Genomic DNA, 25,647 nt, shown 5'->3' with positions numbered 1-25,647 from the left:
AACTTTCCCCTCTTTCCGTCACTGAGGCAAACGGAAAATGAGCGGAAAAATCGACCCGCTGATCGATATTTCCGCTCACGTATGGATTTAACGAGATGTTGCCGAAAGGCCTCAGCTTCAGGCGTCTCCTCCGACAGTTGGCACCGGTTTGTTCAGGATTTCGGATACGACGCGGGCTGGACGGTGATTAGTAATCATTTGCTCCTGTCCGTTATAGAAGAACAAGAGCTTCTGATGATCGAGACCAAACAGCCGCATGATGGTCGCCTGGAAGTCGTTGGGGGTGACCACATTCTCGACTGCCTTGTGCCCGAATTCGTCGGTCTTGCCGAAGGTCATCCCCGGCTTAATTCCGCCGCCGGCCAGCCAGATGCTGAAGCCCTGCCCGTTGTGATCGCGTCCCGCTTTCTTGGGATCCCCATGATCCTGAGTCACAGGCAGACGACCGATTTCGCCTCCCCAGTGGACCAGTGTGGAATCCAGCATCCCGCGCTGTTTGAGGTCTTTAACGAGTGCCGCCGCCGGTTGATCGGTGCGACCACAGATCGCAGGCAGCCCGGTAATGATACTGCTGTGATTGTCCCACGGCTGACCTCCCAGGAACAGCTGCACGAAACGGACGCCCCGCTCTACCAGTCGGCGGGCAATCAGACAGCGGGTACCGTAGTCGCGGGTCTTGGGATTGTTCAAGCCGTACATTTCCTGAGTCGCCTGCGTTTCCTGTGACAGGTCGAGCGCTTCGCGGGCCGCGGTCTGCATCCGGGCTGCAAGTTCGTAGCTGGCAATGCGTGCTTCAAGATCGGACTCATGCGGATGCTGCTCATAATGTTTGCGGTTCAAAGACTGCAGCAGTTCCAGGTTCTGAGCCTGCAGATCTCCCTGCAGATGCGCGGGCGCATCCAGGTTCAGAATCCGTGGCTCTTTGGGACGCAGTACGGTTCCCTGAAACAACGAAGGCATGAACCCGTTGGACCAGTTGGTCACGCCGTCCACAGGCAGTCCGCCCGGATCGGTGAGTACCATATACGCAGGCAGGTTCTGCGATTCCGATCCGAGACCGTATACCAGCCACGACCCAAGATTCGGTCGCCCGACAACGCCGGGAATGCCACCGTGAAAATAACGGATGGAAACTTCGTGACCATTGGCTCCGGTGTGCATCGAACGAATCAGGCAGATATCGTCGGCAACCTCTCCCAGGTGCGGCAGCAGTTCTGAAAGCTCGGTGCCACATTCACCATGTTTGCGAAATTTCCAGGGACTGCCCAGCAGCTTCTTACTGGCTTCATTTACGAAGCTGTAGTGAATATCCCCTTTAAAATCGGTGCCGCTGTACTTGGACAGCTCCGGTTTGGGATCAGTCAGATCCATGTGCGCCGGTCCGCCGTGCTGGAACAGCGAAATCATCGCTTTAGCCTGTGGTGCCATTGGTGCGGGTTTTGGCTTCAGGTCGAAATGTTCCTGCTCCGCGGTCACGCTTTTGGGGCGGGCCTGGGCCTGCTCCTGGTTCAACAGCCAGGCCAAAGCGACCGAGCCAATCCCCATTGCATTTTCTGCCAGAAACTGTCGTCTGCTGAAAAACTGTGTCATCAGTAACTCACCTGAATCAAAGAAGTATCTGTACTGGCATCGCGCGAACATTATGTACCGCGATGCACCGGTAGTTTACTAATCGATGTATAAAAACTCGTTGGAGCTCATCAGAGTCTGGCAGAGATTGGTCATCGTCTGCCGAACCGGGGTGACTCCCTTGGGCAACTGATCGGGATGCTGCTGCAGCCAGGCCAGTTGATTTCCAATGAAGCGGATCACCATCTGTAATTCGTCGTCAGTCGGCTTGCGACAATAAGCCAGCTCAAACGCATACGAAGCCTGCGCGGGGAGACTTTTCTGTGGTGGCTCCGGCCCGCGAAACTCGGCTGCCGAATCCCATTTGAAAGTCGGACCGCCTTCAGCCTTGAGGGTTAGCTGCAGCCCCCAGGAGAAAGAGTCAAAGCCGGTATTACCATTGCAGCCTGTGATGAAATCGATCGTGTCTCCCTGTTGCACAGCCAGTGAAGCCACGTTCGTATCGGCGGCGCTGTGAAACACTTTCCACTCACCAGCCAGACCGGAACGACTGGAGAGAACCAGCGCCTGGACGCCGTCCCCGTTTTCATTTCCATGCTGCAGCTTGCCTGTGACTGACAGTGTGCCCGCTGCAGGCGCGGTCCAGCGACGAACTGCGGCATATTTCGTAGCGGGATGCCCCCCACCGGCATTCAACGTCACCCACCCCAGTTGCGGATCGGGCAATTTGGGACCTCCCTGCCAGCTGGATCCGGTCCAGTGTGGCAGTGGCGTAAATTCACTGGTCAGCGATTTCGTGTCGGCCAGACTGCGATAGCCATAACTCCAGACGGGCTTTGCCGTCGCGGGGAGTGCCGGCAGCTGTGCCAGAGTTTCCGGTTTGAGTTCGGGTGCTTCACTGGCCAGTTTTTCCGCCAGCTTGCCGGATTGTGACAGGATAAAGCTCCCGTTCATCAGCATCAGCGACTGAGTCGCCACGGTCGAACTGGAGCGACGCTCGCAGTTGGTTTCCATCACAGGCGCATCGAAGGTCTGCAGCATGCCGACCGGCTGACTGCGGCGGGCCATGACATACAGGCTGCGGCGATGCTGCTCGCCCGACACCACGATCTGGCCGAAGTCGTCTTCTTTAATACTGACCGGCGCACCATACAGTTGCTCGTCAAGTTGACCGGTGACCTTCAACATCCGGTCGCGGATCGTTTCTGCTTCGAGTCGCAGGATCGGCTTCCGCCAGTAGTAATGGTTGTCCGGATCAATCGATTCCTTACTGGGATCGGGGGCTCCTGCCTGACGATACGCAGTGGAGAGCATGATGGTTTTATGCAGTTTCTTCAGATCCCAGCCCTGAGTCATGAACTCAGCAGCCAGCCAGTCCAGCAGTTTTTCATGGGTGGGACTTGCTCCCAGTTTTCCGAACTCACCCGGGGTCGCCACAATCGCCCGTCCAAAGTGATGCATCCAGAAACGGTTTACCAGAACGCGGGCCACCAGAGGATGTTCGCCGCTGGTCAGCCAGCGGGCAAAGGCCAGACGCCGTCCCGTCGTCGGAAGAGACGCATCATTCTCGGGGAACATCTGCTGTTGATCCGGCGGGGAAACCACTTTCAAACCTCCCGGTTTGATCTCCTGCTGAGGCTGACGATAATCGCCCCGATGGAAGAGCTTTGTCACCGGTACATGACCTGGAGGCTCAACGGCGACCCGCAGAAATTCTTCGACCGGTTTCTTCTGGCGAATCTCCGCGATCTTCTTGTCGAACTCCTGCATCTCTTCTCGGGACTTCGGAATATACTGATACAACACGCCGGGCGTGATATTCACACTTGGGTGTTTCTTGAGCAGCTCATTCTGTTCTGCGGTCCGCTTGTCTTTAGGCGTATCGTAGGCAGCCTTCAGCTGTTCGCGGAGCGGTGATTCATATTTCTTGAGCTCCGTCTCCAGCGCCTGTGCCATATACCTGGCCTGGACTTCATTTTTCTCGGCCAGCACCTTTTGTGCTTCCGCCTCGACCTTGGCTGCCTCCGCACGATCAGCTGCGGTGTAGAGCGAGATCCGTCGCTGCTGTGGTGTCTGCCATTTCTGCCAGTCAAAGGTGGGTTCAAAGATCGCCCGCAGAGCGAAGTAATCGGACTGCGGAATGGGATCGTAGCGGTGATCGTGACACTGTGCACACGCCACACTCAACCCCAGCAGCGAGGAACCGACAATCTTCATCGTATCGGCGATCACCTGGTTGCGTGCTTCCGGGTTATTACTGCCACTCCCGGTCCCATCGGCGGCCATCCGCAGAAAGCCGGTCGCGCTGAGTAGTTCGATCTGCTGTGGAGTCAGGTCCCCTTCCCGCTTGCCCGCCAGTTCGTCTCCCGCCAGCTGTTCGGTGATAAACTGATTGAAGGGTTTGTTTTCATTGAATGATTTAATGACATAGTCGCGATACTTCCAGGCCCAGGGACGGACATCATCTTTAACCGTGTAGCCTTCCGAGTCTGCATAGCCGGCGACATCCAGCCAGTGACGTGCCCAGCGTTCCCCGTAGTGAGGCGATGCGAGCAGTTCATCCAGCAGACGTTCATACCAGCCCTCCGATTGATCCGCGAGTGCCTTCTGCATCTCCGCGGGGCTGGGGGGCAATCCCAGCAGGTCGAAATAAGCCCGTTTGATCAGCGTGCGACGATCGGTATCCGGCGAGAAAGTGAGTCCCTCGGGCATCGCCTGTAAGAGCAACGCATCGATGGGAGTCCGCACACGGCGATTCTCTTTTACTTCCTGAGAGAGCTCGGGACGTTTAATCGGCTGGAAGGCCCAGTAGGCACGTTCTTCAGGTGTGATGCCTAACCCGACCCCAATCGACTCGGGTTCGGGACGCGCGGTCTTCGCACCGGCGGCAATCCAGCGCTTGAGGATTTCAATTTCGTGTTTCGGAACGCGGGCTTCGCCAGGCGGCATATCGCCACTTTCAATACGCTCCATCAGGTAGCTCTCATCCGGTTTCCCGGGGATGATCGATTCTCCCGAATCGCCGCCTTTGATCAGGAAACGGACGAGCCGCAGATCGAGGCCCCCTTTGAGATCCTTAGTCGCGCCGTGACAGTCATAGCAGTGGGCGCGGAAGATGGGTCGAATGTGTTCTTCGTACGTCAGCTGCTCCGGCTGCGTTGTCTCTGCAGAAACGGTCGTCGCCAGAGCCGTCAGTAATGGCAGAATGAGACAGATGCGTTTCAATCCAGTAGTCATCAATAACTCCGTTGGAGTGAGCATGGTGGGAACTCGCTTACGAAAGGTGGGATCTCTCTATTAATAGTAATTCACAGACGGATAACATGCAATGATCTTGATATGTTCATCTGCTGCAGACCATCCATTAATATCGACGAACTTCCCCAGAGGAATCGAACCTCAACATACTATTATACCATGATTTATGCAGTTCCCTCCGGAAAGTTCGCCCGGTTTACCAGTGATTGAGATCCAGCCGGTTCGTCATGCATTTCATTCATAGTCGACATACCATACAATGCGAATATAACATTAACTTGCGGAGACATGCATCAATGGAAGTCGATCAGTTACGCTATTTTCTGAGGGTCGCAGAGCGCGGAAATTTTACCCGGGCGGCGGAAGAACTGAATATTTCTCAGCCGGCCCTGAGCCGCTCGATCCAGAAACTGGAAGAAGAACTGGGCCAGCCGGTCTTCGAACGCAAGACCCGCTCGGTCGCCCTCACCGACGCCGGCACCCTGCTCCAGTCACGAGCGCAGCAGATTCTGGCTTTGATTGAAGATACCAAAGCCGAGATCTCCGACGATGGCCGCAGTGGCCAGATTCGCATCGGGGCAATCCCGACCATCGCCCCGTTCTTTTTACCGGACCTGCTGCGAAAGTTTTCCACCGAATTCCCGGCGGCCTCGATTATCGTGCAGGAGGACACCACAGACCATTTACTGAAGCGGTGTACCCAGGGAGAAATCGACCTGGCCATCCTGGCGTTGCCAGTGCCGGCGAAATATCTGGAGGTCGAAGAGCTGTTTCAGGAAGAACTGCTGCTGGTTCTGCCCCCTAATCATCCACTGGTCAACAAACCGCAAATTCGTCTGAACGATATTAAAGCGCTCCCGTTCGTGTTGCTAGATGAAGCGCACTGCCTGTCGGACAATATTGTCTCGTTCTGTCGGCAGCGTTCGTTTCATCCGGTGGCCGTCGAACAGACGAGCCAGCTGGCAATGGTGCAGGAACTGGTCTCGCTTTCGCATGGCATTTCGATGGTCCCGCAGATGGCACGCAAACTGGATCAGAGTGATCGCCGTGTCTATCGTTCGATGAGCGGTATCAAACCGGTGCGTAAAATTGCGATGGTCTGGAACCCGTATCGCTTTCAGAGTCGCCTGCTGCAGGCATTCCAGGAACGTCTCAGAACATACGCCAGAGAGCAGGATGCCTGTCCCAGTTAAAGGCATTCACCTCAGACAACACATCATGCACGCCGGTTATCGCAACTATACGCAGATAGTATTAGACATGCTGATCGCCGCCCCTTATAGTTCAGTAATGAGAGCTCTGCCAAAGCGTGTTGAGCGCCGTCTCATAGAAGAATTGCTATCCAAATCCTTTCAAGGAGTGACACGATGAATCAGAAGCCGACGCTGACTACCACCGGCGGTGCCCCTGTTCCCGATAATCAGAATTCCCTCACCGCAGGCCCGCGCGGACCAGTGCTGCTGCAGGACTACCAGCTGCTCGAAAAGCTCGCGCACCAGAACCGGGAGCGGATCGCCGAACGCGTCGTACACGCGAACGGCTGGGGTGCGTATGGCACACTGACCATCGAAGGCGACATCAGCAAATATACGAAAGCCAAGGTACTGCAGCCCGGCACCAAAACCGAAATGCTGGCCCGCTTCTCCACGGTGGCTGGCGAAACTGGCGCTGCTGATGCGGAACGGGACGTCCGCGGCTTCGCCCTCAAGTTCTATACCGAAGAGGGGAACTGGGATATGGTCGGCAATAACACGCCGGTTTTCTTTGTACGCGATGCCTACAAGTTTCCCGATTTCATCCACACCCAGAAACGGCATCCCAAAACAAACCTGCGGTCTCCCACCGCGATGTGGGACTTCTGGTCACTCTCACCCGAATCGCTGCACCAGGTGACGATTCTGTTTTCAGATCGGGGTCTGCCCACCGACGTACGGCACATGAACGGTTACGGCAGCCATACCTACAGTTTCATCAACGAGAAAAACGAACGCTTCTGGGTCAAGTTCCACTTCAAAACGCAGCAGGGACACAAGCACTGGACCAATGAGGAAGCAGAAGAGGTAGTCGGCAAGACCCGCGAAAGCACGCAGGAAGATTTGTTTTATTCCATCGAACAGGGTGAGTTTCCCAAATGGAATTTCCAGGTCCAGATCATGCCGGAAACCGATGCGGATGAAACGCCTTACAACCCGTTCGATCTGACAAAAGTCTGGCCACACGGCGATTACCCGCTGATCCATGTCGGTACGCTGGAACTGAACCGCAATCCCGAAAACTATTTCGCAGAGATCGAACAGGCGGCCTTCTCTCCATCCAACGTGGTGCCCGGAATTGGCTACTCCCCCGACAAAATGCTGCAGGCCCGCGTCTTCTCCTATGCGGACGCCCACCGGCACCGCCTGGGAACGCATTACGAAGCCCTGCCCGTCAACGAGCCGCGGTGCCCCGTGCATCACTACCACAAAGACGGCGCAATGCACTTCAAATCGAACGGCTGCCCCGTGGACGCCTATTACGAACCGAACTCCTTCAACGGACCGGTCGAGCGTCCCGATGTCGCCGAGCCGCCTCTGCAGATTTCGGGAGATGCAGACCGCTACGATCACCGCGAAGGCAACGACGATTACTCACAGCCCCGCGCGCTGTTCCAACTGTTCGACGACGGACAGAAATCGCGACTGTTCTCCAACATCGCCGCCGCCATGCAGGGTGTGCCCCAGGAAATTGTCGACCGCCAGCTCAAACACTTCGAACTGGTCGCCCCGGCGTATGCTGCCGGTGTGCGGGACGCGTTGAACGCTTCCTGATAGTAAACTGTCTATAAAACAGAAACTCCCCTCCCGATGGTTTCCCTTCAGGAGGGGAGTTTTTTATGCCATTTACTTTTTCCCAGCCGCCCGTTTCAGATGCCGCTGGTAATCTTCGAAACGGATTTTGGCAATCCGGTCGCGGTCAGCAGTACGCACCACCAGGCCTTCGGGGCTGCCGCCGGCGTCTGTGTCCAGAGCGACCAGCGTCGTGGGAAGCATTGATTCCAGCCACATATGCGTATCCGAAATGGATGTCGGCAGTGGTTCCCGCAGTTCGATTCGCGGCGTCAGCTGCAGTTCCAGTGACGCTGCCAGATCGGCCAGTTCCGGTTCCGCTAGAAACGGCTGGCCACCGTTCTCGCGCCAGGCAGCAATCGCTTCACGGCTGGCATCCAGGTGCTCCATCGCGATCCGGCTTACATCGAATACCCGATAACCATACTCGCACTGACTCGTATACTGTTTCGCAGCCGCGGTCGTTTTACCGCCATACGTTTCCAGATAGACGACGGTGATGACATCCGCTGGGGTGGAAACCTTCTCGACGATCCGGTCCGCGGTCGGCTTGAGTGTTTCCACAATCCCCAAGGCGGGGTTGTGAATCAAATCGCCCCGCGCATGCAGCAGTTCTTCGCGGCTGCCAATCAGGTAGCATCCATCGGGCATCAGAATGATCCGGCTGTTGGTGCCGTCCACTTTTTCTGTCGCGATCAGCGGTTCTCCGTTGAAGTCGACAGTCTCTAGCAACAGAGCACCCCGTTCTCCCAGCGCATGATACGTGGGGATCGAAGGGTACTTTGTCGCACTGTTCAGTTTCGTCAGATCCAGTTCGCGTGTTGATCGCATGCTACTTCCTGTTTGGTTTTTGCTTATTTCATGTCTGACACCAGTCAGTGACCAGTGCCGCATACCGTTCCCAGATGAGCGGGAAGCGGGTGACATTCGGAATGTGATTCACTTCCAAAAGGTACTTCTGTCCGTCATCACCAACAATATAATCATTGGCAATCACGGGGAGATCGAAATACCGGGCCAGTGCCCGGGTGTCGTCCGCGAGTTCCACGTCGACTTCCATGAAGTCGGCCGTTGGATCGTGGATCGATTTCAACCAGTCGTCGCCTGCCAGTCGAATCTGTAACACTTCTTCGCCCAGCAGGACCACGCGCACCGCGTCCCCCGGATAAAAGGGTTCCAGCGTACTGCTGAATTCGGCCCGCCACTCTCCCTGGATTCGCGCCTTATTCTCACCGCAATGCCAGTTGCCCCACTTGGCTACCTGCTTTGACTGCAGATTCACCACACTTCCCGCGGGGACATAACCGCGCCCCCTGCCGGGATAGCGTGTCTGTGACAGCGCACGCACCAGGCAGGCCTGTTTATCACGGCAGGCAAGCATTCCCAATGGATTGGGAAAACAGGGGCCGCCCCACAGAGCGAGCGCCACAAACAGTTCCTGATCCTCTTCGAAGATTCCGTGAAAAATCACACGATCTACGTGGGACTGCCAGCCCCCCTGTTCGTTATCGACGTACAGCTGCCCGTCCTCAACGCGGTAATCGGGCAGAGAGGGATGTGCAGTGACGCGACCAGAGATCTGCTGTTTTAAAACGGTTATTTCGGGTTCGTCGAATCCAATCAGACAGACGTGTTCCTGCATCGTAATGTCCCTGATAACAGCAGTGGAATTAACTGACTTCAGGCGCAGCAAAGATGACATCCGAACGCAGCGCGTACTTGTTGCCCGTCTGCACCATGTTACCTGAATGATAAAGTTCGTGCGGAAAGATCACGGCCAGCCCGGTTTCCGGAACGACCTGATTGTGATCAAACGTGGTTTCCCCACCCGTATACTCGTGGTTGAGATAAAACAGCACCGTGTAAAATGTCCGACGGGTTTCGCTCCATTCGTAGGCAAAGTCTTCATGCCGACGGAACTGTTCGCCCGGCAGATATTTGTAACAGCGCAGCACTTCATTCAGACCGCACGGCTGAAACTCAGCCAGGGGTGAACTCAGATGCGGATACGGGGTGAATCCATCCGTATAAACGTCTGTCAAAGCGGGAACATGCCGCTGCAGACGCTGCCAGTAAGTGTCTGCCAGTTCCTGATCCGTGAAGACGCAACGGGCGCGGACCACGCGGTCTCGATCGCCAGAGAGCTGTTCTTTAAAGCCCTGCTGTTCCAGACGTTCGATGAGCGCAGCACATTCAGTCGCGCTGAGGAAGTTTCTTACCTGGATAATGCGTCTCATCGGTCTCTCTCATTTTGCTTTCTCGATCGGTGAATGGGCTCTGATTATTTTATAAAGAATGGACCGGAGGGGAATCGAACCCATCACATAGACTTTGCAAAAGTCCATCGCCGCCCTTGGTACATGCCAGCCCTGGAAATAGAAATAGCAGAGCCCGGAATCGAACCGGGTATTCCAACCTTATGAGAGTCGGCCGGGCACCTGCCCCTCTGCGTCAATGTGCGTGATCATGATGAATCAGTCTCGATGAAGATCGCAACTCGCCAGAAGAGAACAGGAATTCGGAACAGAGTGGCTCTCAGACCCCACAACGAACAACAGGCTGGAAATCAAAACAACACGCGGGTTGTTCAGAATCCAGCAGAAAGACGCAGGGACACACTTTCAGGTTCGCAGGCTGTGGCAGATTTTCAGGATTAATTTTCAATCAGCGTGGGAACGTGACTGACGCCGGTACTGTGTAGGAGTCTGATCCCGTTCGCGACGGAAGACCTGATTCATGACTTCGGTACTGGAGAATCCCGCAGCTCGCGCGATACGAGGCATGGGCCAGTCGGTATCACGCAACAGTTCCTGCACGCGTATCAGCCGAATACGCCTGATCTCAGCGGCAGGCGTACGCCCCAGGTGACGTTGAAAACGCTGCTCCAGTGCACGTCGTGAGACAGGCACTTTTTTGAGTACGTCGGAAACATCAATGGGAGTCGTCGCGGATTCCCGGATATAACGGACTGCTTCGGCCAGCAGTGGATCGTCGAAGGCCACCGTATCTGTCGATCTGCGTTCGACCACACCCAGTGCTGGAACCAGCCGGACCGAACGAGAGACGTTTTTTCCACTCAATAACAGATCAAGCTGCTCTGCGGCTTCATACCCCACCCGTCGAGGATCGGCATCGATACAGGAAAGTGGCGGATTCGAAATCTCAGCCAGCAGCGGATCGTCTTCCCCGCAGAGTACTGCTACCGATTCAGGTACATTCAAACCGCACGACCAGCAGGCATCGGTCACTGCGTAGGCACTCTCGATATCAGCGGCAAAGATGCCCACTGGCAGCGGCAGCGAAGTGAGCCAGCGTTTCATTTCAGCAAATGTCGGCTGTTTGCGTGCCCGTCCGCCTGCACTGAGTGTGTGCAACATGGCACAGGTATGTCCGTGTGATTTCAAGCGTTCCGTGAATCCCAGACCACAGGTATCGGTGTAATGCGGTTGTGTCACCAGTCCCAGGTAGGCGAAATGACTGAAGCCGCGTTCCAGCAGATAATCCGCGGCCCAGCCACCAACCAGATGCTCATCCGCAACGACCTGAGAAAAAGGAAAACCGGAAACCACACTTCGCGAGACGTTAATCACCGGCACACCCAGTTTCTGCAATTCACGGGCCTGGGAACGCTGGGTCACCCGCGCAATCACGCCGTCCGGCTTCCAGTGCTGTGGAATCCGCCAGCGTTCCCGCACGCCGCGTGGCTGGACGAGCAGACTCCAGCGTTGATGCTCCTGCGCGTATTGCACCACGCCTCGAATCAACTGAGAGCTGAAACCGGTCGACGTATTAATCTGCAATGCCACGCGGGGAGCCGCACTCATGTCGTCACCTGTTGCTGACTGCGCATATCCTAAAGACTTTTGCGCATTTTATCATAGAGATCAGGTAGTGCCATAGGCTAGTGTGAATTAACCGGAGTGCGGGACTTTTTGATGTCTGTTCCTCGCTCCAGCAGTTTCAGAACCACTGAGTCTGCATTGCTTCTAACTGAAGAGAAAGGACCTTCATTCGCCATGTTCCAGCTTCGTCCTCGAACCGGTTTGCACTTCTTTTTTCTGAGTACGTTCATCCTCTGCCTCGCTGTTGTCAGTCAGTCTGAACTGTTCGCTCAGAATCCCGGCTTTGCCAAAGAGCCGGTAATTGTCGAATACGATGTCGATCCCGCCTGGCCGCATTACCCCGACCATGTCAGTAAAAAAGGCTGGGTGTCCGGGTTGGCTGTCGACGATCAGGATCAGGTCTGGTTCTTCAAAAAAGGCCCGGATCCGGTACAGGTCTATACCGCCGACGGCAAGTTTGTACGCACCTGGGGCAAAGACAATTTTGTTAACCCGCATCAGTTGCGCATCGATCATGCAGGAAATATCTGGATCACCGACTTCGGTCTGCATATCGTCCAGAAATATACTCCGGAAGGAAAACTGCTGATGACGCTGGGTGTGCGGGGCGAGAAAGGACAGGATGAAACGCACTTCAACATGCCGACCGATATGGCCATCACCAGGTCAGGCGACATTTTCGTAACGGACGGCTACGGCAACCGGCGGATCGTACACCTGGATAAAAACGGGAAGTTCATCAAAGCCTGGGGAGAGTATGGCTCCCAACCGGGTCAATTCATTCTGCCTCATGCGATCGTCGTTGATTCCCAGGGTAAGCTGTATGTCGCCGATCGTAATAGCGGCCGTATCCAGATTTTCAATCAAGAGGGTCAATTCCTCGACCAGTGGAGTGGCCTGCTGATGCCCTGGGGACTTTCGGTGACTGCGGATGACCATCTCTGGATCTGTGGTTCATCACCGCACTGGTGGAAACGACATGGTAAATACCCGGAGTACAAGGACCAGCTCTTCCTGAAACTCGCAAACGACGGACACGTGAAAAGCCTGTGGACGATTCCCCTGGGAGATATCGGCGAGGATAAAAATAACCCCAAAGTCTCACAGCTCAAGCCCGGCGAAGCAGTCGGTGTGCACTGCATTGCCCAGGATTCGAAAGGCAACGTTTATGTTGGAGACATCTATGGCGAACGGGCACAGAAATTCATTCCGATTACCAAACGCTCTGAAGAAGCAGACAGTACCGATCCTGGACCACAGTAACGAGAGATGGAGAATCGAAGAATGCGTATCGCTACTGAATTAGTCCTGAAACTGATCTGCCTGCTTCTACTGATTGCCTCCGCCACAAATGCAGAAGCGGGAAAACCGGCGGCATGGCTCTCCGAGCGGAACATCGAAGCACCTTTCTGTTACCGGGCCGGCGGCCAGCGTACTTGGCCGCTGATCTCAGGCAAGCTGACCGCGGACAATCAGATCCTGCTCAAGGCAGAACAGAAAGGCAAACTGCTGGCGGAAGGCCCCCAGTTGGAGTTCGAGGGCTATACAATCTCGGTCTCCACAGATGGTAGACTCCACATCACCTCTGCCAACACTGCCGACAAAGACTCATTTCAGCTCACCGTCATACTGAAACAGCAAGAAAAGATCGTGCAGAGACAGACGCTTCAGGTCTACCCTGCTCCGCCCGACCGCCCCATCAGTTATCTGTCCGATCAGCTGGATGATCTGATTCGCATCTTCTGGGACAATGAGACGAATCAGTGGAAACCTGTCGATAAAAGTGCCTTTGATCAATACTTCCGCCGCCTGCAGGCACACGGAGTCTCTCGGCTGATTGTCTGGCTGGGTGCTTACCCTGTCATTGAAAACCCTGACAATTATCGAGCCGCCGACTGGGAACTGCATGCGAAACAGGCGCGGGCCATCCTGAATTGTGAAGCGTTGAACCGGGTCATGTATGGTCGCCGCGGGCATCGGGTGGCGTATCAATGGCACGGTTTCATCATGCAGTTTCGGCTGCATCCCGAATGGGGAAACTGGTATGCCCAGAGCGCTGCGGACCACGGCATCTCCCTGACCGCCACCTTCAGGCCTTTTGAGCAGGGACTCATGAAATATCTGGTCATCCCTGCCTTCGATGAGCAGGGCGCGTTTCTCTGGAACTTTCTGCCCTACGCGACACCGACCGCCAATTTCAGTCCCGAGACAACGGCATTCGCGCATTACCGCAAACTATTTGAAGCGGCAGGGAATGCGGACAAAGCTGAAGTCGTGAGTCTGACCTTCGAGAGTGTTCCCGAATCGAAGCCGCAGGAATTGACGAAAGACGATTTGAAGATTTTTGCAACTGACGCGCCGCCGATCGCGAACGATTCGTTTGTGCTCGTGCGGAATGCGAAAGGTGAATTTGAATTGCAGACCTACGCCACCATCGCTGAGCGGGTGACAGCGCAACGGCGGGAGCTCAAGGGTTGGACACTGAACGTGTTAAAAGATGGCGCGATTCAGATCGACGGCCTTCAGCGACCGCAGGGCAGCCGTTATCTGGTGATTGAGTCGGGGAGTCCGTTTTCCGGAAAGGTCCAGTTGCCGGCAGAGTTACCGATCACGGCGCATGCGAAAGCAGGCAACCGCGTGAGTCGTTTCAATGCGTACTGGGCACTGGAGGAAACCAGTCCGGAAAACGCGACGACCCGCATTGCCGGTATCACTCCCGCGGGCGGATACCGCACTGACTTTCAAACGATCGAGAACAGTTTTCGCATTGTCGGTAACGGACCTGCGGTGCGTCCCCTGGGCCAGGATCAAATTATCATCGACTTTGGACCGGACTGGCTCCCCGAGATTATGGACCTGAACCAGAGTGCGACGCGGGCGATGTTCGTCAAGCAGCTGCAGACGATTCTCCTGCAGCCCGCCTTTGACGAAATCATGCTCAATACTCGTTCGCACACGCATCTGGCCGGGACTTCAGGCGATGGTGAGTCTGGCGTGCAGACCACCGGACATTATCGGCGGAAAGGCAAATCGTTCCGGCGGCTCACTCTCGATCGCGCCTATGCTCCCGTCTCAGCAGCACAGCTGGATGGTCTGCAACCGTTGCTTAAATCGGATGATCCCAAACTGGTAGAAAAGATTACCACCTGGCCAGCCGGAGAATGGACAGAGACCTGTCAGAATCCCGATACGGAATATGTCTGGCGGTACGCCCGGAACGTTACTGTCTCCAAAGGACTTCGTGCCCTGTTGCAGGATCTGGAAAACACGTTTCCGAAAACACGAATCCGTGCCGTGATTCCTCCCAGGGCTGCCGTTGAACAGCAGGTAACCGCGGCACTTCCCGGACTGAAACATCCGGAAGCGGGACACTATGACGCGAGCTACTACCGCTACCTGACCAGCGGGCTGAATCAGATCCCTTCCATCACAGAAGGTACTGCGCTGCTCGATTTACATGGTTTGCGCGTGGAACCGGCCCTGCTGGGATTTCGGCTGTTGCCTGACTCGGGGCCTGCGAAGCTGCAACGGGAGACGTATCTGGCAGATCAGTCCGACAATCATGGGTCGACATTTCGGGGACCTAAGAGTTTTTTCTACGAGGCACAGGAATCGTTGCGTGCCCGGGATAAAACAGAGGCCACACGTCGACGGGAAGAGATCATCGACGATTTACTCAAGCAGGAATCGATTAAAGAAGTGATTCTCTATGAAGCGGCTGACTGGATCTATTACCTGCCGGCTTATGATCCTCATCGTTACCTGAACTCGGATAAAGTGACGTCAGCAGAAAAGTAAAAGTGGCCAGAGCGAGAGTCGAACTCGCACTCCTTGAAGGAACGACTTTCTGAGAGTCGCGCGTCTACCAGTTCCGCCACCTGGCCGGGTGGTTTAAAAAAGTGCGTTGGGACGGAGTCGAACCGCCACAGCAGTAAGCGGGTGGGTTACAGCCACCGGGGCTCGCCAATGCCCAGCCAACGCGTGTGTCTTCTATCCAGTAGCACGGACGGGAGTCGAACCCGCAGACAATCACGAAATTTTAAGTTTCGTTGCTTTACCAGTTTGCATACCGTGCCGTTTGTAAGCGTCCCCGATGGGATTTGAACCCACGATCTCCTGCGTGACAGGCAGGTGAGCACTCCGGACTGCTCCGCGAGGACGTAATGAATTTCAGTAGCTCGGGTGGGATTCGAACCCACAGCATCTCTGGTTCTAAGCCAAAGTGGTCTGCCAGTTGCCTACCGAGCCAGATTGAAAAAAGCACGCCCCCAGGGATTTGAACCCCGATCGACCGGGTTGGAACCGGTCATGCTGCCGTTACACCAGAGGCGTGAATGGTTGTGTTTTCAAGCTGCGGTGGCAGGAATCGAACCTGCGTCAAAGCGATTAACAGTCGCCCACCCGTACCAACACGAGTACCACCGCAGTAAATCAGTTTTCTAACACTGTGCCGCTCAAAGCGGAGTCAGGGTGACTGGATTCGAACCAGTGATCTCGTGCTTCCAAGGCACGCGGGTTAACCAGACTTCCCCACACCCTGTTTTGTTTAAAAAGAGCACCCAGCGGGAATCGAACCCGCACTTCCGCCATGGCAAGACAGTAGGCTACCGTTACATCATGGGCGCATATTGGTTGTTGTTTCAGCTTCTGCGATTTCCGTTCTGAGAGCACCAGGTGGGATTTGAACCCACATCACCGCGTTACAAAGGCAGCGTCTTACCAGGTTAGACGACCGGTGCGTTTCAAAATTCATTACGAATGGGGCCGGAGGGATTCGAACCCCCACCTGCAAGGTTAAAAGCCAGCAATGCAACCGTTACACCACGACCCCGGAAAGAAACGGGGGCCGTGCGTTTAGAACGTGTTAAACTCACCATGATAAAAGCTCCTTCAATATTTAATAAATGACCCGTGTGGGATTCGAACCCGACCTGCCCGGCTTGAAAGACCGGTAACCTCACCAGAAGTTGAACGGGCCAAAGTAAAGTGCGTACCCTGAGCGCGAGGCCAAAAGAACGGCACCTGACTGCAGTAAATTAATCATTGGATTTGGTGAATACACAAAAAAACCCGCTGTCTGACGACACCGGGTGATTTCAGAGACCTGAGGATCAACCAGATGTCAACAGCGTAAATTCAGCGCGAGCGTATCTTCAGCCGGGAGACCGGCTTCGAGATTGCCTGCGGGTTTGCCTTTGAAACTGATTGTCCACAAATAAGAAACCATCGGAGTAAACTTCCGTTTTTGAATGTGATTAAAAATATGCCAACGTGTCTGTCAGTTAAACTGACTGTTAACTAAGAGGCGTTTCCCTAAAAACGGTTCGCAGTTTTTTGAAAAATCTCTATATCTTTTCAGATGCGCCAGGAACGAGATTTATTTCTTCTAATTGTGAACTTTTTGAAATCATTTTGATTTTTGGAGAAATGTGACAAAGGCGATGATCGATATTAATCAATACTCAGGATACTGCTGCGACAGTTCTAATAATTCCTGGAGATAACGCACCGAGTTCTCAATCACCGCCTGTTTGAATATCTCCCCCTTAGCTACAGTCGCTTGAGTCGGATGCCCTGTATGCCCTTCTCCGCCGGAAAGCGTTTTCATCGACCACATGTCCTGCAACGGTGCCTTGAAGTGGGGCGTTGGATTATCCACCCGTTCCGCTTTGACATACTCCGGATTCAGCGCGAGCATTAACGATGTTTCCACATCGCCGCAGTGCACTTCGAAACCGTGAGCGAACTGATCATAAACGGCAGCGGGCACCTGTTCCCAGGGATTGAGATAAAACAGGTGGCACTGCTGTTTCTCACAATTCATTTCCCGGATGATGGGCTTGAGAATAAAATTGCCGCCATGCCAGGGGCAGACGATTAACTTCTGAATTCCGACCCGCGTAAGTGAGTCCCAGATATCTCGCACAATACTTCGCATGGTCAGCGGGGTAAAACTGATTGTCCCGCGATAGCCGGTATTTTCTTCGGATGAGGAGACAGGCAATGTCGGCAGCAGGAAAACATGTCCGGGCCAGTCGAGCTGTTCCAGGATGGCTGTCGAAAGCTGATCGGCGAGTATCGTATCCGTGGCAAGTGGGAGGTGCCGTGAATGTTGTTCTGTCGCCCCGATGGGTAGAAACGCCAGCTCCGGCCGGTGTGCTTCCAGTTCAAAAGCGGTGTGTTGATCAGATAATATTTTCATCGAGCGTGTTTCTCGTTTTAAGGAATGACGATGCCCCGGTCAAAAGTCTCACAGACACGTTTATCATACAGCATACCAGAACACCCCGGGCGCACAATTCAGGAACAGTTGATCGATTATTTGTTTGTATTTCTGACAAGGGGAGACTAATCTGAGAGTAAAATAATCACCTTCTCTGACTCCCTTCTCACAACAGGTTCTGCCGTGTATTCATTCGCTCGCTTACCGTCGATTGCCATCCTGCTGTTGATGCTGTCTGCCGGAAAGCTGACTGCTGCCGAATATTATGTCGCACCAAATGGCAACGATCAGAACCCCGGCACGCTGAATCAGCCTTTTCGCAGTATCGCCCGCGGTCTGAACTTCGCCCGCCAGCCAGGGGATTCTCTGATTCTCCGCGCGGGTAACTATCCGCAGTCCCGCCCGTTGAATCTGATTTCTTCGGGGACTCAGGGGAACCCGATTACCGTACGTGCGATGCAGGGTGAAACGGCTGTGATTGACGGACGCGGCACTCCCGCTGACTCCAGTCTGATCAATGTCCTCGCGCATCATGTCCGGATTCAGGGACTGACAATCAAGAACGCACAGAAAATCGGTATCTCAATCTGGGGGCCGGGGAGTCGAATTCATCATGTCACGGTCTCAGGCAACCAGATTCAGAACTGTCAAAGCAGTGGGATCTACGCCGGTTATAATCGCCTGGATGATCCCGTTCATGATCTACTGTTTGAAGACAACACCGTCACTGACTGTGTGCAGTCGAATCAAAGAGAACCGCATCAGCGGTGGAGTTTCGGCGTTGGTGCCGGGCTGGCGAAGAATGTGACGATCAGAAACAACACCGTTTCACGCTGCTATGGGGAAGGCATCGGTCTTTATCTATCAGATAAAGGGACAATTGAGGGGAACACCGTCTCAGACAATTTTTCTGTTAACGTCTATCTCGATAACACAACGCAGACACTCGTCAGTCGCAACCTGGTCTATTCTACCGGTAAGCGGGAATTCTATCGGTTCAATCAGCCTGCATCTGGAATCCAGATCGCCAATGAAAATTATGGCGGTTATCAAAATCCCAGTGCTGATAATACCATCGTCGGCAATATCCTGGTGAATAATTACTATGCCATTTATTCAGGCAACTATCAGCGGGGAGGCGGACTGAAGCAGACCCTGATTGCCCATAACACGGCCAGTGGTTCGACCGGTCCCCTGCTCCACATTGATGCCGACAGCGGACATCGGCAGTCGCGAATCGTCAACAACATCTTTCAGCAGACCGGACGTGCCTCACTGACAGACGTCGCAGGCCCGGTGGACCAGATCGAGTTCGATCACAATCTCTGGTACGGCGGTGTTCCTGAACCAGCGGTCCGGGGAACGGGGGATATTCGCGCGAACCCGCAGTTTAAGAATGCTGGCCGGCTGCAGAGACAGGACTATGATCTGCGTCCGCTCTCCCCCGCAAAAAACACTGGAATCAGGCTGAATGAGTTAACCTCGTTTTATCCTGACCGGTCTTCCTCTTCGACGGTGAATCTGGGCGCCCGATAAATGTTCTCGAGAACCTTCCTGCTCAACCGATTGTCCTGATCGAAAACTCAACTTCACGCTTTCACTCGAAAACCAATTATGAATACGAAACACTCAACGACACCAGAGGAACTGAATGCGATCATCTCCCGGCTGGCGGACTATCTGCTCACGCATCGAATCGATAACCAGTTTCGTGAACTGGCACGCGAAGAAGCTCGGCAGATATCCATCGCCCAACTGGATCAGCTCAGAAACATGTTTCATGATCCGCCGCCACAGTCTGATGCCTACGACCTGCAGCAGCATGGCCTGGGTGGCTGGTTAAGTGCATGTCAGTTCGCGATTTTTGAATTGATCTATAACCTGGGTGCAGACGCCCTTCCTTTCATTAGAGAAATCGCCTGGGGCGAATATGACTGGACGCAGGGAAACGCGATCGAACTCCTGCTCCGCTTTGCCGCTGAAGGCATCCGGACCGACGAGATCCTCGCGGAAATCAAAACCAACTTCCCTCAGATCCGCTACGAGGCACAACTGTATTGCATGCAGCCCCTGCTGCCGGAACTGAAACAGAATGCGCAGCTCAAAGCCATTTTTGACCAGTTGCGGAATGAGATCGAAGAATTCGAAGAAGTGTATGCAGAGCTCACCGAGGAGGTCGTGGACGAGGATCCTTATCATCTCACGAATGAAGTCTTTCAGGGAACGGTGCTCGAAGCGGAAACCGTTCAGAAGACGATCATGGAGTACGAGATCATTGGCAGTCTCACTATAGAAAACAGCGATTCGGCGCTATTCCCCACAGTCGAGGGCCGGGCACGAATCCTGATCAGCGATCGCTGCCAGTTGTTTCAGGCAGAGGGAGAATCAGTCGAACCGGTGTCGCTGGAAGAGATTCTGTCTGCAGGTAAAATTGCCGTCGGCAACTGGACGTTCTCACTCCCTGAACCGCCACCGCCTGCGATTATTCCGGGCATGATCACCCGGATCGGCTGAGAGATCGCAACGGCTTTAGCGCATCGCCAGCAGGGGGACATTACCATAGGGGAACTGCAGTACGATCAGCGCCATCGCGGTCGCGTATTCATCGCCGATGTTGGCGTCGTGCCAGGCGCCACTGGTTGACTGCTGTGCGAGCAGTTCATCGCGGACGATCGTGTACCAGCGATCCCAGGCTGCTTTCCCTGCCTGCCAGGCGGCGTGTGTCGCGTAGAAACGTCCGTAGAAATGGTACTCGGCCAGTTGGCCCGGGGAGAGTTCCAGCGGAGGATGTGGCTGCTGTAAGTATTCCCGTCCACGCTGCACCGCGGGATCCTGTCCCAGGCCGGCACAGGTGAGTGCCACCACCGCGGCCGCCGAGCGGGGAAACAGTGATTCGGGAGGATCATCCAGCCGATATCGAAAACCGCCGTCCTCGTTCTGGGCTCGCCTGAGAAAATCGACACTCCGCTCAATCGCTTCCCGCGACACGCCGATGCCCGCCTGCCGGGCCGAAAACAGGGCCAGCAGCTGACAGGTGGTGATCGAAACATCCGCGTCTTTCGGGTCAGACGTATAACACCAGCCCCCCTGCCCGTCCTGCAGATTCAGAATCAACTCAGTCGCCGCTTTCAGCGTTTTGCGGATTCGGGGATCGTGTGATTCGCCGAAGACCTGTCCCAGGAACAGCGTTGCAAATCCGTGACCATACAGCGTCGCGTGCGTGCGGATCTCTGCTTCGATGATGAATCCATTTTCCTGTGCCCTTGCGAGCAGGTAACGAATGCACTCCTGAATCGCGCGACGATACCGGCCTGTCATGCCGCGGTGTGCCAGAAATGCGGTCCCCGCCAGTGCGCAGACTCCCACGTTCCGCGCATACGAACCCCGGCTGCCAAATCCGCCATCCGCGACCTGCCGGGATGCGAGCCAGTTCAAGCCGCCTGCGATGGCTGCCTGTGTCTGCGGGGTGACATGCTCTGGAGACGCAGGTAGCCCCGCCTGCAGCGGAGTTCCATGCCACCAGTGGCGCAGAACCGCCAGGGCGCTGCCCAGAGCAGCCCCCAGCACTCCGCGACGGGACAACTCGGATTCGGACGGGGATTCAGGTTCGCGCGTTGCCATTCGTGATACTGTCTTTCAGGAAAATTCAGGTCTGTCTCTATTCTATACCGGCAGGCTACTGCGCTGCAGAATTATTTACAGGAAATTCAGCGGTCCCCGAATCTCTTTGCCTGAGATCAACAAGTTGGCTATGATCGAAAGATGCCCCATCGCTTTCCTGATCTAAAAGGTATTAGAATTGCCTGGCTCATTGAAAAATCAGATTTTGAGAAACGGCCTGCTCTGTTGCCTGTGTCTTCTGATAGCACACGCTCTGATAGATCCGTCGATCAGCAACGCAAAAGAACCCGCTCCGATCCGGTTCCTGAAAACCTGGGGTCAGCAGGGAGATCAGCCGGGCGAGTTCCATTTTCCGATCGATATAGTGATTAACGCTCAAGATGAAATTTTTGTAACCGATCACCTGAATGACCGCGTACAGAAATTCGATCGTACAGGCAAGTTGTTAGCACAGTTTCCCGTACTTCCCAATCCGGGTGGGCTCGCGTTCGACAAACAGGGGAATCTGGTGATCTCGCACATCGTGGCTTCGGGATCGAGCAAGCATAAAATCGGCGATCGAATTTCGATCTATTCCCCTCAAGGTAAGCTTATTCGCCAATGGGGGAAGCCGGGAAAAGGGCCGGGAGAATTCAACTGCCCGGGAGGCATCGCGGTGGCGGATAATGGTCGCATCTATGTCGCCGACCAGACCAACCACCGGGTGCAAGTCTTTGATCCCACGGGCCAGTTCCTGTTTGAGTGGGGTAAATACGGCAGTCAGCCGGGCGAATTCGGAGGCAAAGCGAATCCCAACTCGCGGGTCGGCGGTCCGCAGTTCCTGGCCTTCGATTCCGAGGGGAACCTCTGGACGACCGAAGGCGCCAACTGCCGCGTCCAGCAGTTTACTGCGGAAGGAAAGCTGCTCCAGCACTGGGGGACCGACGCCGACACCCCGGGCGGGCTGGGTGGTTATTTCAGCGGCTTTGGTGGTCAGCCGGTGAAAAGTCTCACCGGCCCGATCGCCGTCTGTATCGATCAGAAAGATCGTCTCTGGATTTCCGCCGTCAGCGGCCGCGTGCAGCAGTTTTCGTCAGCAGGAAAGTATCTCCGCGGCTGTGGTGAAAAACAGGGGACCGCTGCAGGCGAATTCTACGCCCCCCACGGAATGGCGTTCGACAGCCACGGAGACCTGTATGTGGTCGATGCCTATAACCACCGCATTCAGAAGTTTACCGTCGCACCGTGAAACGGGCATGTACTTGCGTTAGCGGTATCAATTTCAATCATAAGCTGTATAATCAAAAACGTGCAGGCACTCCGCACTTTTCTTTAAAACAGGTTTAGTCCCATGAAACTGATGCTTTTCGTATTAATGTGCCTGATTCCCGTAACGGTCCCCGCAGCGGACTGGCAGCCACCGCAGAATCCCAATCCGCAGGAGATTCTGCAAAGCATCCGCAGTGATGTGCAGGCGAAAGACTACCAGACCGCTCTCGCCAAACACGTCTGGTTCCATGAGAACGCACTCAAACATAATTCCGCGCTCACAGGGGTCCGGCTCTCTTTTGCTCTGGCTTACTGGGATCAATTGACTCAGGTCTATCCCCCCGCACTGGAAAAACTGAAAGAGATACGTGACCAGACTACAAAACAGGTGCTGGATGGAAAGGATGTCGCGACTTCATTCCAGGAACTGGAAGCTCTGAACCGCACGCTCGATCAAAACAACATGACGGTCGATACGTTTTTACTGCTCCACAAAGAGCATCCCGAAAAGGCAAAACTTGCATACAGGCTGGCTCAGCCGGCACTGCTCAAAGCGAAAGAGTACAAAATCTGTGGCGAGTATCTGGAACCGGAAAAATCTTACCAGCTACTGGTTCGCACAAGAGAAGCCAATCAGCAGTTAGCTAAAAACCCACAGATCGGCCCTGGCATTCTGGAGTTCTCCGATAAGCATTTCTCGAACCAGACCGCCATCCTGGTCGCCCTGCTGGTAGTCAATGACCGTCGGGAAGAAGCGCGGAGCATCGCAGAAAAGGCCCGCAAAGAGTGGGATAATGCCGACTTCCACAAAGCCCTTGATTCCGCCCTGACCGGAACAGTGCCACCTTCGTGGCCGTATTAGCAGCGGGATCCATGACACTTCCTGATACGAAATACGACAATGAATCGCTCAGATCCCATCCTATACTGCGGCACTTTCCGACCCTGCTGCATCGCTGGCACGGCGGTCGTGCCCGTCTTTACAATCTCACGGACAGCCACCGCAGTCTCACTATCCGAGTGGAAAAGACAGATGTAATAGGGAATCTGCACCTCACATTCAGCCCGGTCCATATCTGTGGTTCGGTGGAATGGTCTCCTGCAAACCTGGAGGTGAAACTCAACGCCGACGGTCACTACGTCATCTATGACGCAGAGGCCGACGTCACTATCATTTCTGATGGCGGCATTGAAATCGCAGAGAATGTGCAACCGGTCTATTGAAACCGGCAACATGCAACATAATTCACAGAGAAACAGATGAGCGTGCGAGCGCGGATCCGAAAAAAAGAATGGCGGAGATTCAGCCACGTTTATGGCGCGGGAGAATTTCAGGCGGGACGCTTGAGAATCGAATCGGTGCATCAGATTCCGGACCAGATTGAAACCGGCGACGAGTTTGATTTCTGGATTCACAATGGAACCGACCTGCTGCTGATCACGCTGGAAAGTCAGCCAGAAGCACGCATACACTATCTCCGCTCACAGTGGCGAGACCACCTCTACATCCGGGTGCAGTTTGATTTTCATTGTCTGAGCGAACCAGAGCTCATTAAAATTGTCCAATGGATTAATGATCTCGGGATACCGGACCGGGGACGTATCAGAAAAAGCAGATCAATCACAGTTCCACCTGTAAGCGGTGTCTGACCTGCAGACCAGGCTGTAATAAAGGAGAGCCTCCCATCGGCTGGGCCACACACTACATTGAACAACTGCAGGCAGGTGAGACCGTCTCTTTTCGTCCGCGGGGGAATTCCATGAAAGGGAAAATCGAATCCGGGCAGCTCTGTACGGTCGCCCCCGTTCTGGAAGATAAGCTCCAGAAGGGGGACATCGTGCTCTGCAAAGTGAATGGCAGTCAATACCTGCATCTGATCAAAGCCATCCAGGGCAAACGCTTTCAGATCGGCAATAACATCGGCCGGATCAACGGCTGGATTACGTTTCAGTCCATTTATGGTAAACTGATCCAGGTAGAACCCTGACCTGCTACGTGCGGAACCAGAATCTCACATTAATTATTTTCGAATCAGGGATGCTTGTGAACGACAGGCATGCTGAACTCTGTTATTGATTATTTTTCTCTTTTGCCATTTTGTCCGCTCTCACTCTTGCTGCCTCTACTTGCTCCTGGAATATCTTTTCACCATACTTAGTCCGTTTCTCCTCGGCTTTCTTAGCCTTTCGGGACTTCATATCAATCCATACAGTCGCTTCATACTGTTTTGTCTGGTCTATTAACCTAAGCTTTAATAAATTTTTGTCCCATTGAAATCCTGTCACAATGGGGGTCGAACCTCCAGAACCCCTGGAACACATTTCTGGGTTTTTGATCACATCTTTCAGATTTGTCTGTCCTTCATTAGCTGCGTCCATATCCAGGTAAAAAGAGCCGCCCGTGATATCTTTCTCGAAACGATTGGTAATATCAGGTGAAGTCGATTTCGGGTCATGATTCAGGCTACTTTCAGACCAAAAAATCATATATTCGATGATCTGAAAACCCAGAATTTTATTATCAGTTTCCAGGTATCCAACCTGTTCACGTCCCGCCCAGATACTCCCTGATTCTGAATCGGAGAATACTGTCACTGGTGTCGTAATTTTTTCTGAACCATCACTTAATTCGTAATTCGTTCTTTTCGCATTGATAACAACCGCCAGCTGCTTACCAGACCGAAGTAACATGGCTTTCGAAGCTTCCCACTTACCAACCTGTTTCTTTTTAATTTTTTCCGGGATACTAAAGGGCTTGTCCTTCTGTGCATTCTCCTTCTGCTCACTCGACTCGATTGCAGGCGCTGCAAGTAATACAAACATGAAGGTTAAAAGAATTAGATTTCGTGAGAAGATCATGTTCTGACTCTTGAATTATCGAAGTGGACAGAGAAAGGTCACTATGGCTTGGCTGTAAGTGTAACATAAACAAAGATTCCAGTAACGAAAAACTGTTTCATTACTCATCAGGCAGGCCAACATATGGCCTCTCTACTTCTAAAGGGTTGGATTTGACTTGCTGATTTATCTGTCTGCCCTGACAGTTTCCTGTCGCCCTGGA

The 25,647-nt window shown here is 54.1% G+C and carries 20 protein-coding genes and 12 tRNA genes; 11 read left to right on the top strand and 21 right to left on the bottom strand.

Annotation, left to right across the window (positions count from 1 at the left end):
* Window positions 1–117: 117 nt before the first annotated feature.
* Window positions 118–1,590 (bottom strand): DUF1501 domain-containing protein, encoded by a 1,473-nt coding sequence (locus HG66A1_RS08780; RefSeq protein WP_232102166.1) that lies wholly within the window; start codon window positions 1,588–1,590, stop codon window positions 118–120.
* A gap of 78 nt (window positions 1,591–1,668) precedes the next feature.
* Window positions 1,669–4,806 carry a DUF1553 domain-containing protein gene (locus HG66A1_RS08775; protein WP_145182228.1) on the bottom strand — a complete coding sequence of 1,046 codons (3,138 nt, stop codon included), beginning with the start codon at window positions 4,804–4,806 and terminating at the stop codon, window positions 1,669–1,671.
* 317 nt (window positions 4,807–5,123) lie between these two features.
* Here HG66A1_RS08775 and HG66A1_RS08770 point away from each other — a divergent pair, with 317 nt between their 5' ends.
* Both HG66A1_RS08770 and HG66A1_RS08765 read left to right on the top strand, forming a co-directional pair.
* On the top strand, window positions 5,124–6,020 hold the full coding sequence (locus HG66A1_RS08770) for a LysR family transcriptional regulator (protein ID WP_145182225.1): 897 nt from the start codon (window positions 5,124–5,126) through the stop codon (window positions 6,018–6,020).
* A 174-nt stretch (window positions 6,021–6,194) separates the two neighbouring features.
* The gene (locus tag HG66A1_RS08765; RefSeq protein ID WP_145182222.1) at window positions 6,195–7,634 is read left to right on the top strand and encodes a catalase; all 1,440 of its coding nucleotides are present in this window, start codon (window positions 6,195–6,197) and stop codon (window positions 7,632–7,634) included.
* A gap of 72 nt (window positions 7,635–7,706) precedes the next feature.
* Here the strand turns inward: HG66A1_RS08765 and HG66A1_RS08760 are convergent, their stop codons facing one another.
* The 4 genes from HG66A1_RS08760 to HG66A1_RS08745 all read right to left on the bottom strand — a co-directional run bounded on the left by HG66A1_RS08760 (window position 7,707) and on the right by HG66A1_RS08745 (window position 11,476).
* Window positions 7,707–8,483: an RNA ligase family protein gene (locus HG66A1_RS08760; protein ID WP_145182219.1), complete on the bottom strand. Its 777-nt coding sequence runs from the start codon at window positions 8,481–8,483 to the stop codon at window positions 7,707–7,709.
* 28 nt (window positions 8,484–8,511) lie between these two features.
* Window positions 8,512–9,294, bottom strand: coding sequence for a hypothetical protein (locus HG66A1_RS08755; protein ID WP_145182216.1), 783 nt, complete (start codon window positions 9,292–9,294; stop codon window positions 8,512–8,514).
* Between the two features lie 28 nt (window positions 9,295–9,322).
* Window positions 9,323–9,889, bottom strand: coding sequence for a 2OG-Fe(II) oxygenase (locus tag HG66A1_RS08750; RefSeq protein WP_145182214.1), 567 nt, complete (start codon window positions 9,887–9,889; stop codon window positions 9,323–9,325).
* A 423-nt stretch (window positions 9,890–10,312) separates the two neighbouring features.
* Window positions 10,313–11,476: a xylose operon transcription regulator XylR gene (locus tag HG66A1_RS08745; RefSeq protein WP_145182211.1), complete on the bottom strand. Its 1,164-nt coding sequence runs from the start codon at window positions 11,474–11,476 to the stop codon at window positions 10,313–10,315.
* Window positions 11,477–11,668: 192 nt separating this feature from the next.
* On the opposite strand from HG66A1_RS08745, the gene HG66A1_RS08740 reads away from it, so the two are divergent.
* The gene (locus tag HG66A1_RS08740; protein WP_197997049.1) at window positions 11,669–12,757 is read left to right on the top strand and encodes a peptidyl-alpha-hydroxyglycine alpha-amidating lyase family protein; all 1,089 of its coding nucleotides are present in this window, start codon (window positions 11,669–11,671) and stop codon (window positions 12,755–12,757) included.
* Window positions 12,758–12,778: 21 nt separating this feature from the next.
* On the top strand, window positions 12,779–15,292 hold the full coding sequence (locus tag HG66A1_RS08735; protein ID WP_145182205.1) for a hypothetical protein: 2,514 nt from the start codon (window positions 12,779–12,781) through the stop codon (window positions 15,290–15,292).
* Window positions 15,293–15,295: 3 nt separating this feature from the next.
* On the opposite strand, the gene HG66A1_RS08730 is transcribed toward HG66A1_RS08735, so the two are convergent.
* From HG66A1_RS08730 to HG66A1_RS08680, 13 genes are all read right to left on the bottom strand, one after another.
* A tRNA-Leu gene (locus tag HG66A1_RS08730) sits at window positions 15,296–15,378 on the bottom strand.
* 16 nt (window positions 15,379–15,394) lie between these two features.
* Window positions 15,395–15,475: transfer RNA gene (locus HG66A1_RS31900), tRNA-Tyr, on the bottom strand.
* Between the two features lie 17 nt (window positions 15,476–15,492).
* Window positions 15,493–15,570 (bottom strand) — tRNA-Leu (locus tag HG66A1_RS08725).
* Window positions 15,571–15,579: 9 nt separating this feature from the next.
* Window positions 15,580–15,654 (bottom strand) — tRNA-Asp (locus tag HG66A1_RS08720).
* 14 nt (window positions 15,655–15,668) lie between these two features.
* Window positions 15,669–15,742: transfer RNA gene (locus HG66A1_RS08715), tRNA-Leu, on the bottom strand.
* A 13-nt stretch (window positions 15,743–15,755) separates the two neighbouring features.
* A tRNA-Trp gene (locus tag HG66A1_RS08710) sits at window positions 15,756–15,826 on the bottom strand.
* Between the two features lie 19 nt (window positions 15,827–15,845).
* Window positions 15,846–15,920, bottom strand: a tRNA-Asn gene (locus HG66A1_RS08705).
* Between the two features lie 39 nt (window positions 15,921–15,959).
* Window positions 15,960–16,034: transfer RNA gene (locus HG66A1_RS08700), tRNA-Pro, on the bottom strand.
* Between the two features lie 14 nt (window positions 16,035–16,048).
* Window positions 16,049–16,119 (bottom strand) — tRNA-Gly (locus HG66A1_RS08695).
* 41 nt (window positions 16,120–16,160) lie between these two features.
* Window positions 16,161–16,233: transfer RNA gene (locus HG66A1_RS08690), tRNA-Thr, on the bottom strand.
* A 20-nt stretch (window positions 16,234–16,253) separates the two neighbouring features.
* Window positions 16,254–16,325 (bottom strand) — tRNA-Lys (locus HG66A1_RS08685).
* A gap of 74 nt (window positions 16,326–16,399) precedes the next feature.
* A tRNA-Glu gene (locus HG66A1_RS31895) sits at window positions 16,400–16,472 on the bottom strand.
* Between the two features lie 477 nt (window positions 16,473–16,949).
* Complete coding sequence (locus tag HG66A1_RS08680; RefSeq protein WP_145182202.1) at window positions 16,950–17,696, bottom strand: creatininase family protein; 747 nt, start codon at window positions 17,694–17,696, stop codon at window positions 16,950–16,952.
* Window positions 17,697–17,900: 204 nt separating this feature from the next.
* On the opposite strand from HG66A1_RS08680, the gene HG66A1_RS08675 reads away from it, so the two are divergent.
* Complete coding sequence (locus HG66A1_RS08675; protein ID WP_145182199.1) at window positions 17,901–19,253, top strand: NosD domain-containing protein; 1,353 nt, start codon at window positions 17,901–17,903, stop codon at window positions 19,251–19,253.
* A gap of 78 nt (window positions 19,254–19,331) precedes the next feature.
* Window positions 19,332–20,231: a hypothetical protein gene (locus tag HG66A1_RS08670; RefSeq protein WP_145182196.1), complete on the top strand. Its 900-nt coding sequence runs from the start codon at window positions 19,332–19,334 to the stop codon at window positions 20,229–20,231.
* A gap of 15 nt (window positions 20,232–20,246) precedes the next feature.
* On the opposite strand, the gene HG66A1_RS08665 is transcribed toward HG66A1_RS08670, so the two are convergent.
* Complete coding sequence (locus HG66A1_RS08665) at window positions 20,247–21,338, bottom strand: prenyltransferase/squalene oxidase repeat-containing protein (protein ID WP_145182193.1); 1,092 nt, start codon at window positions 21,336–21,338, stop codon at window positions 20,247–20,249.
* Window positions 21,339–21,516: 178 nt separating this feature from the next.
* On the opposite strand from HG66A1_RS08665, the gene HG66A1_RS08660 reads away from it, so the two are divergent.
* From HG66A1_RS08660 to HG66A1_RS08640, 5 genes are all read left to right on the top strand, one after another.
* Entirely contained in the window at window positions 21,517–22,566 is a 1,050-nt protein-coding gene (locus HG66A1_RS08660) for a hypothetical protein (protein WP_232106780.1), read from the top strand.
* Window positions 22,567–22,668: 102 nt separating this feature from the next.
* Window positions 22,669–23,448, top strand: a complete 780-nt coding sequence (locus tag HG66A1_RS08655; protein ID WP_145182190.1) for a hypothetical protein — start codon at window positions 22,669–22,671, stop codon at window positions 23,446–23,448.
* A gap of 11 nt (window positions 23,449–23,459) precedes the next feature.
* Window positions 23,460–23,810 carry a hypothetical protein gene (locus HG66A1_RS08650; RefSeq protein ID WP_145182187.1) on the top strand — a complete coding sequence of 117 codons (351 nt, stop codon included), beginning with the start codon at window positions 23,460–23,462 and terminating at the stop codon, window positions 23,808–23,810.
* A gap of 36 nt (window positions 23,811–23,846) precedes the next feature.
* Complete coding sequence (locus HG66A1_RS08645) at window positions 23,847–24,236, top strand: hypothetical protein (protein WP_145182184.1); 390 nt, start codon at window positions 23,847–23,849, stop codon at window positions 24,234–24,236.
* Window positions 24,237–24,346: 110 nt separating this feature from the next.
* On the top strand, window positions 24,347–24,574 hold the full coding sequence (locus HG66A1_RS08640) for a hypothetical protein (protein ID WP_145182181.1): 228 nt from the start codon (window positions 24,347–24,349) through the stop codon (window positions 24,572–24,574).
* Window positions 24,575–24,656: 82 nt separating this feature from the next.
* Here HG66A1_RS08640 and HG66A1_RS08635 read toward each other — a convergent pair whose 3' ends face one another.
* Complete coding sequence (locus tag HG66A1_RS08635; protein WP_145182178.1) at window positions 24,657–25,445, bottom strand: hypothetical protein; 789 nt, start codon at window positions 25,443–25,445, stop codon at window positions 24,657–24,659.
* Window positions 25,446–25,647 lie beyond the last annotated feature (202 nt).

The organism is Gimesia chilikensis (genome assembly GCF_007744075.1).
GTDB lineage: Bacteria > Planctomycetota > Planctomycetia > Planctomycetales > Planctomycetaceae > Gimesia > Gimesia chilikensis_A.
This window is presented reverse-complemented; position numbering and strand designations above follow the sequence as displayed.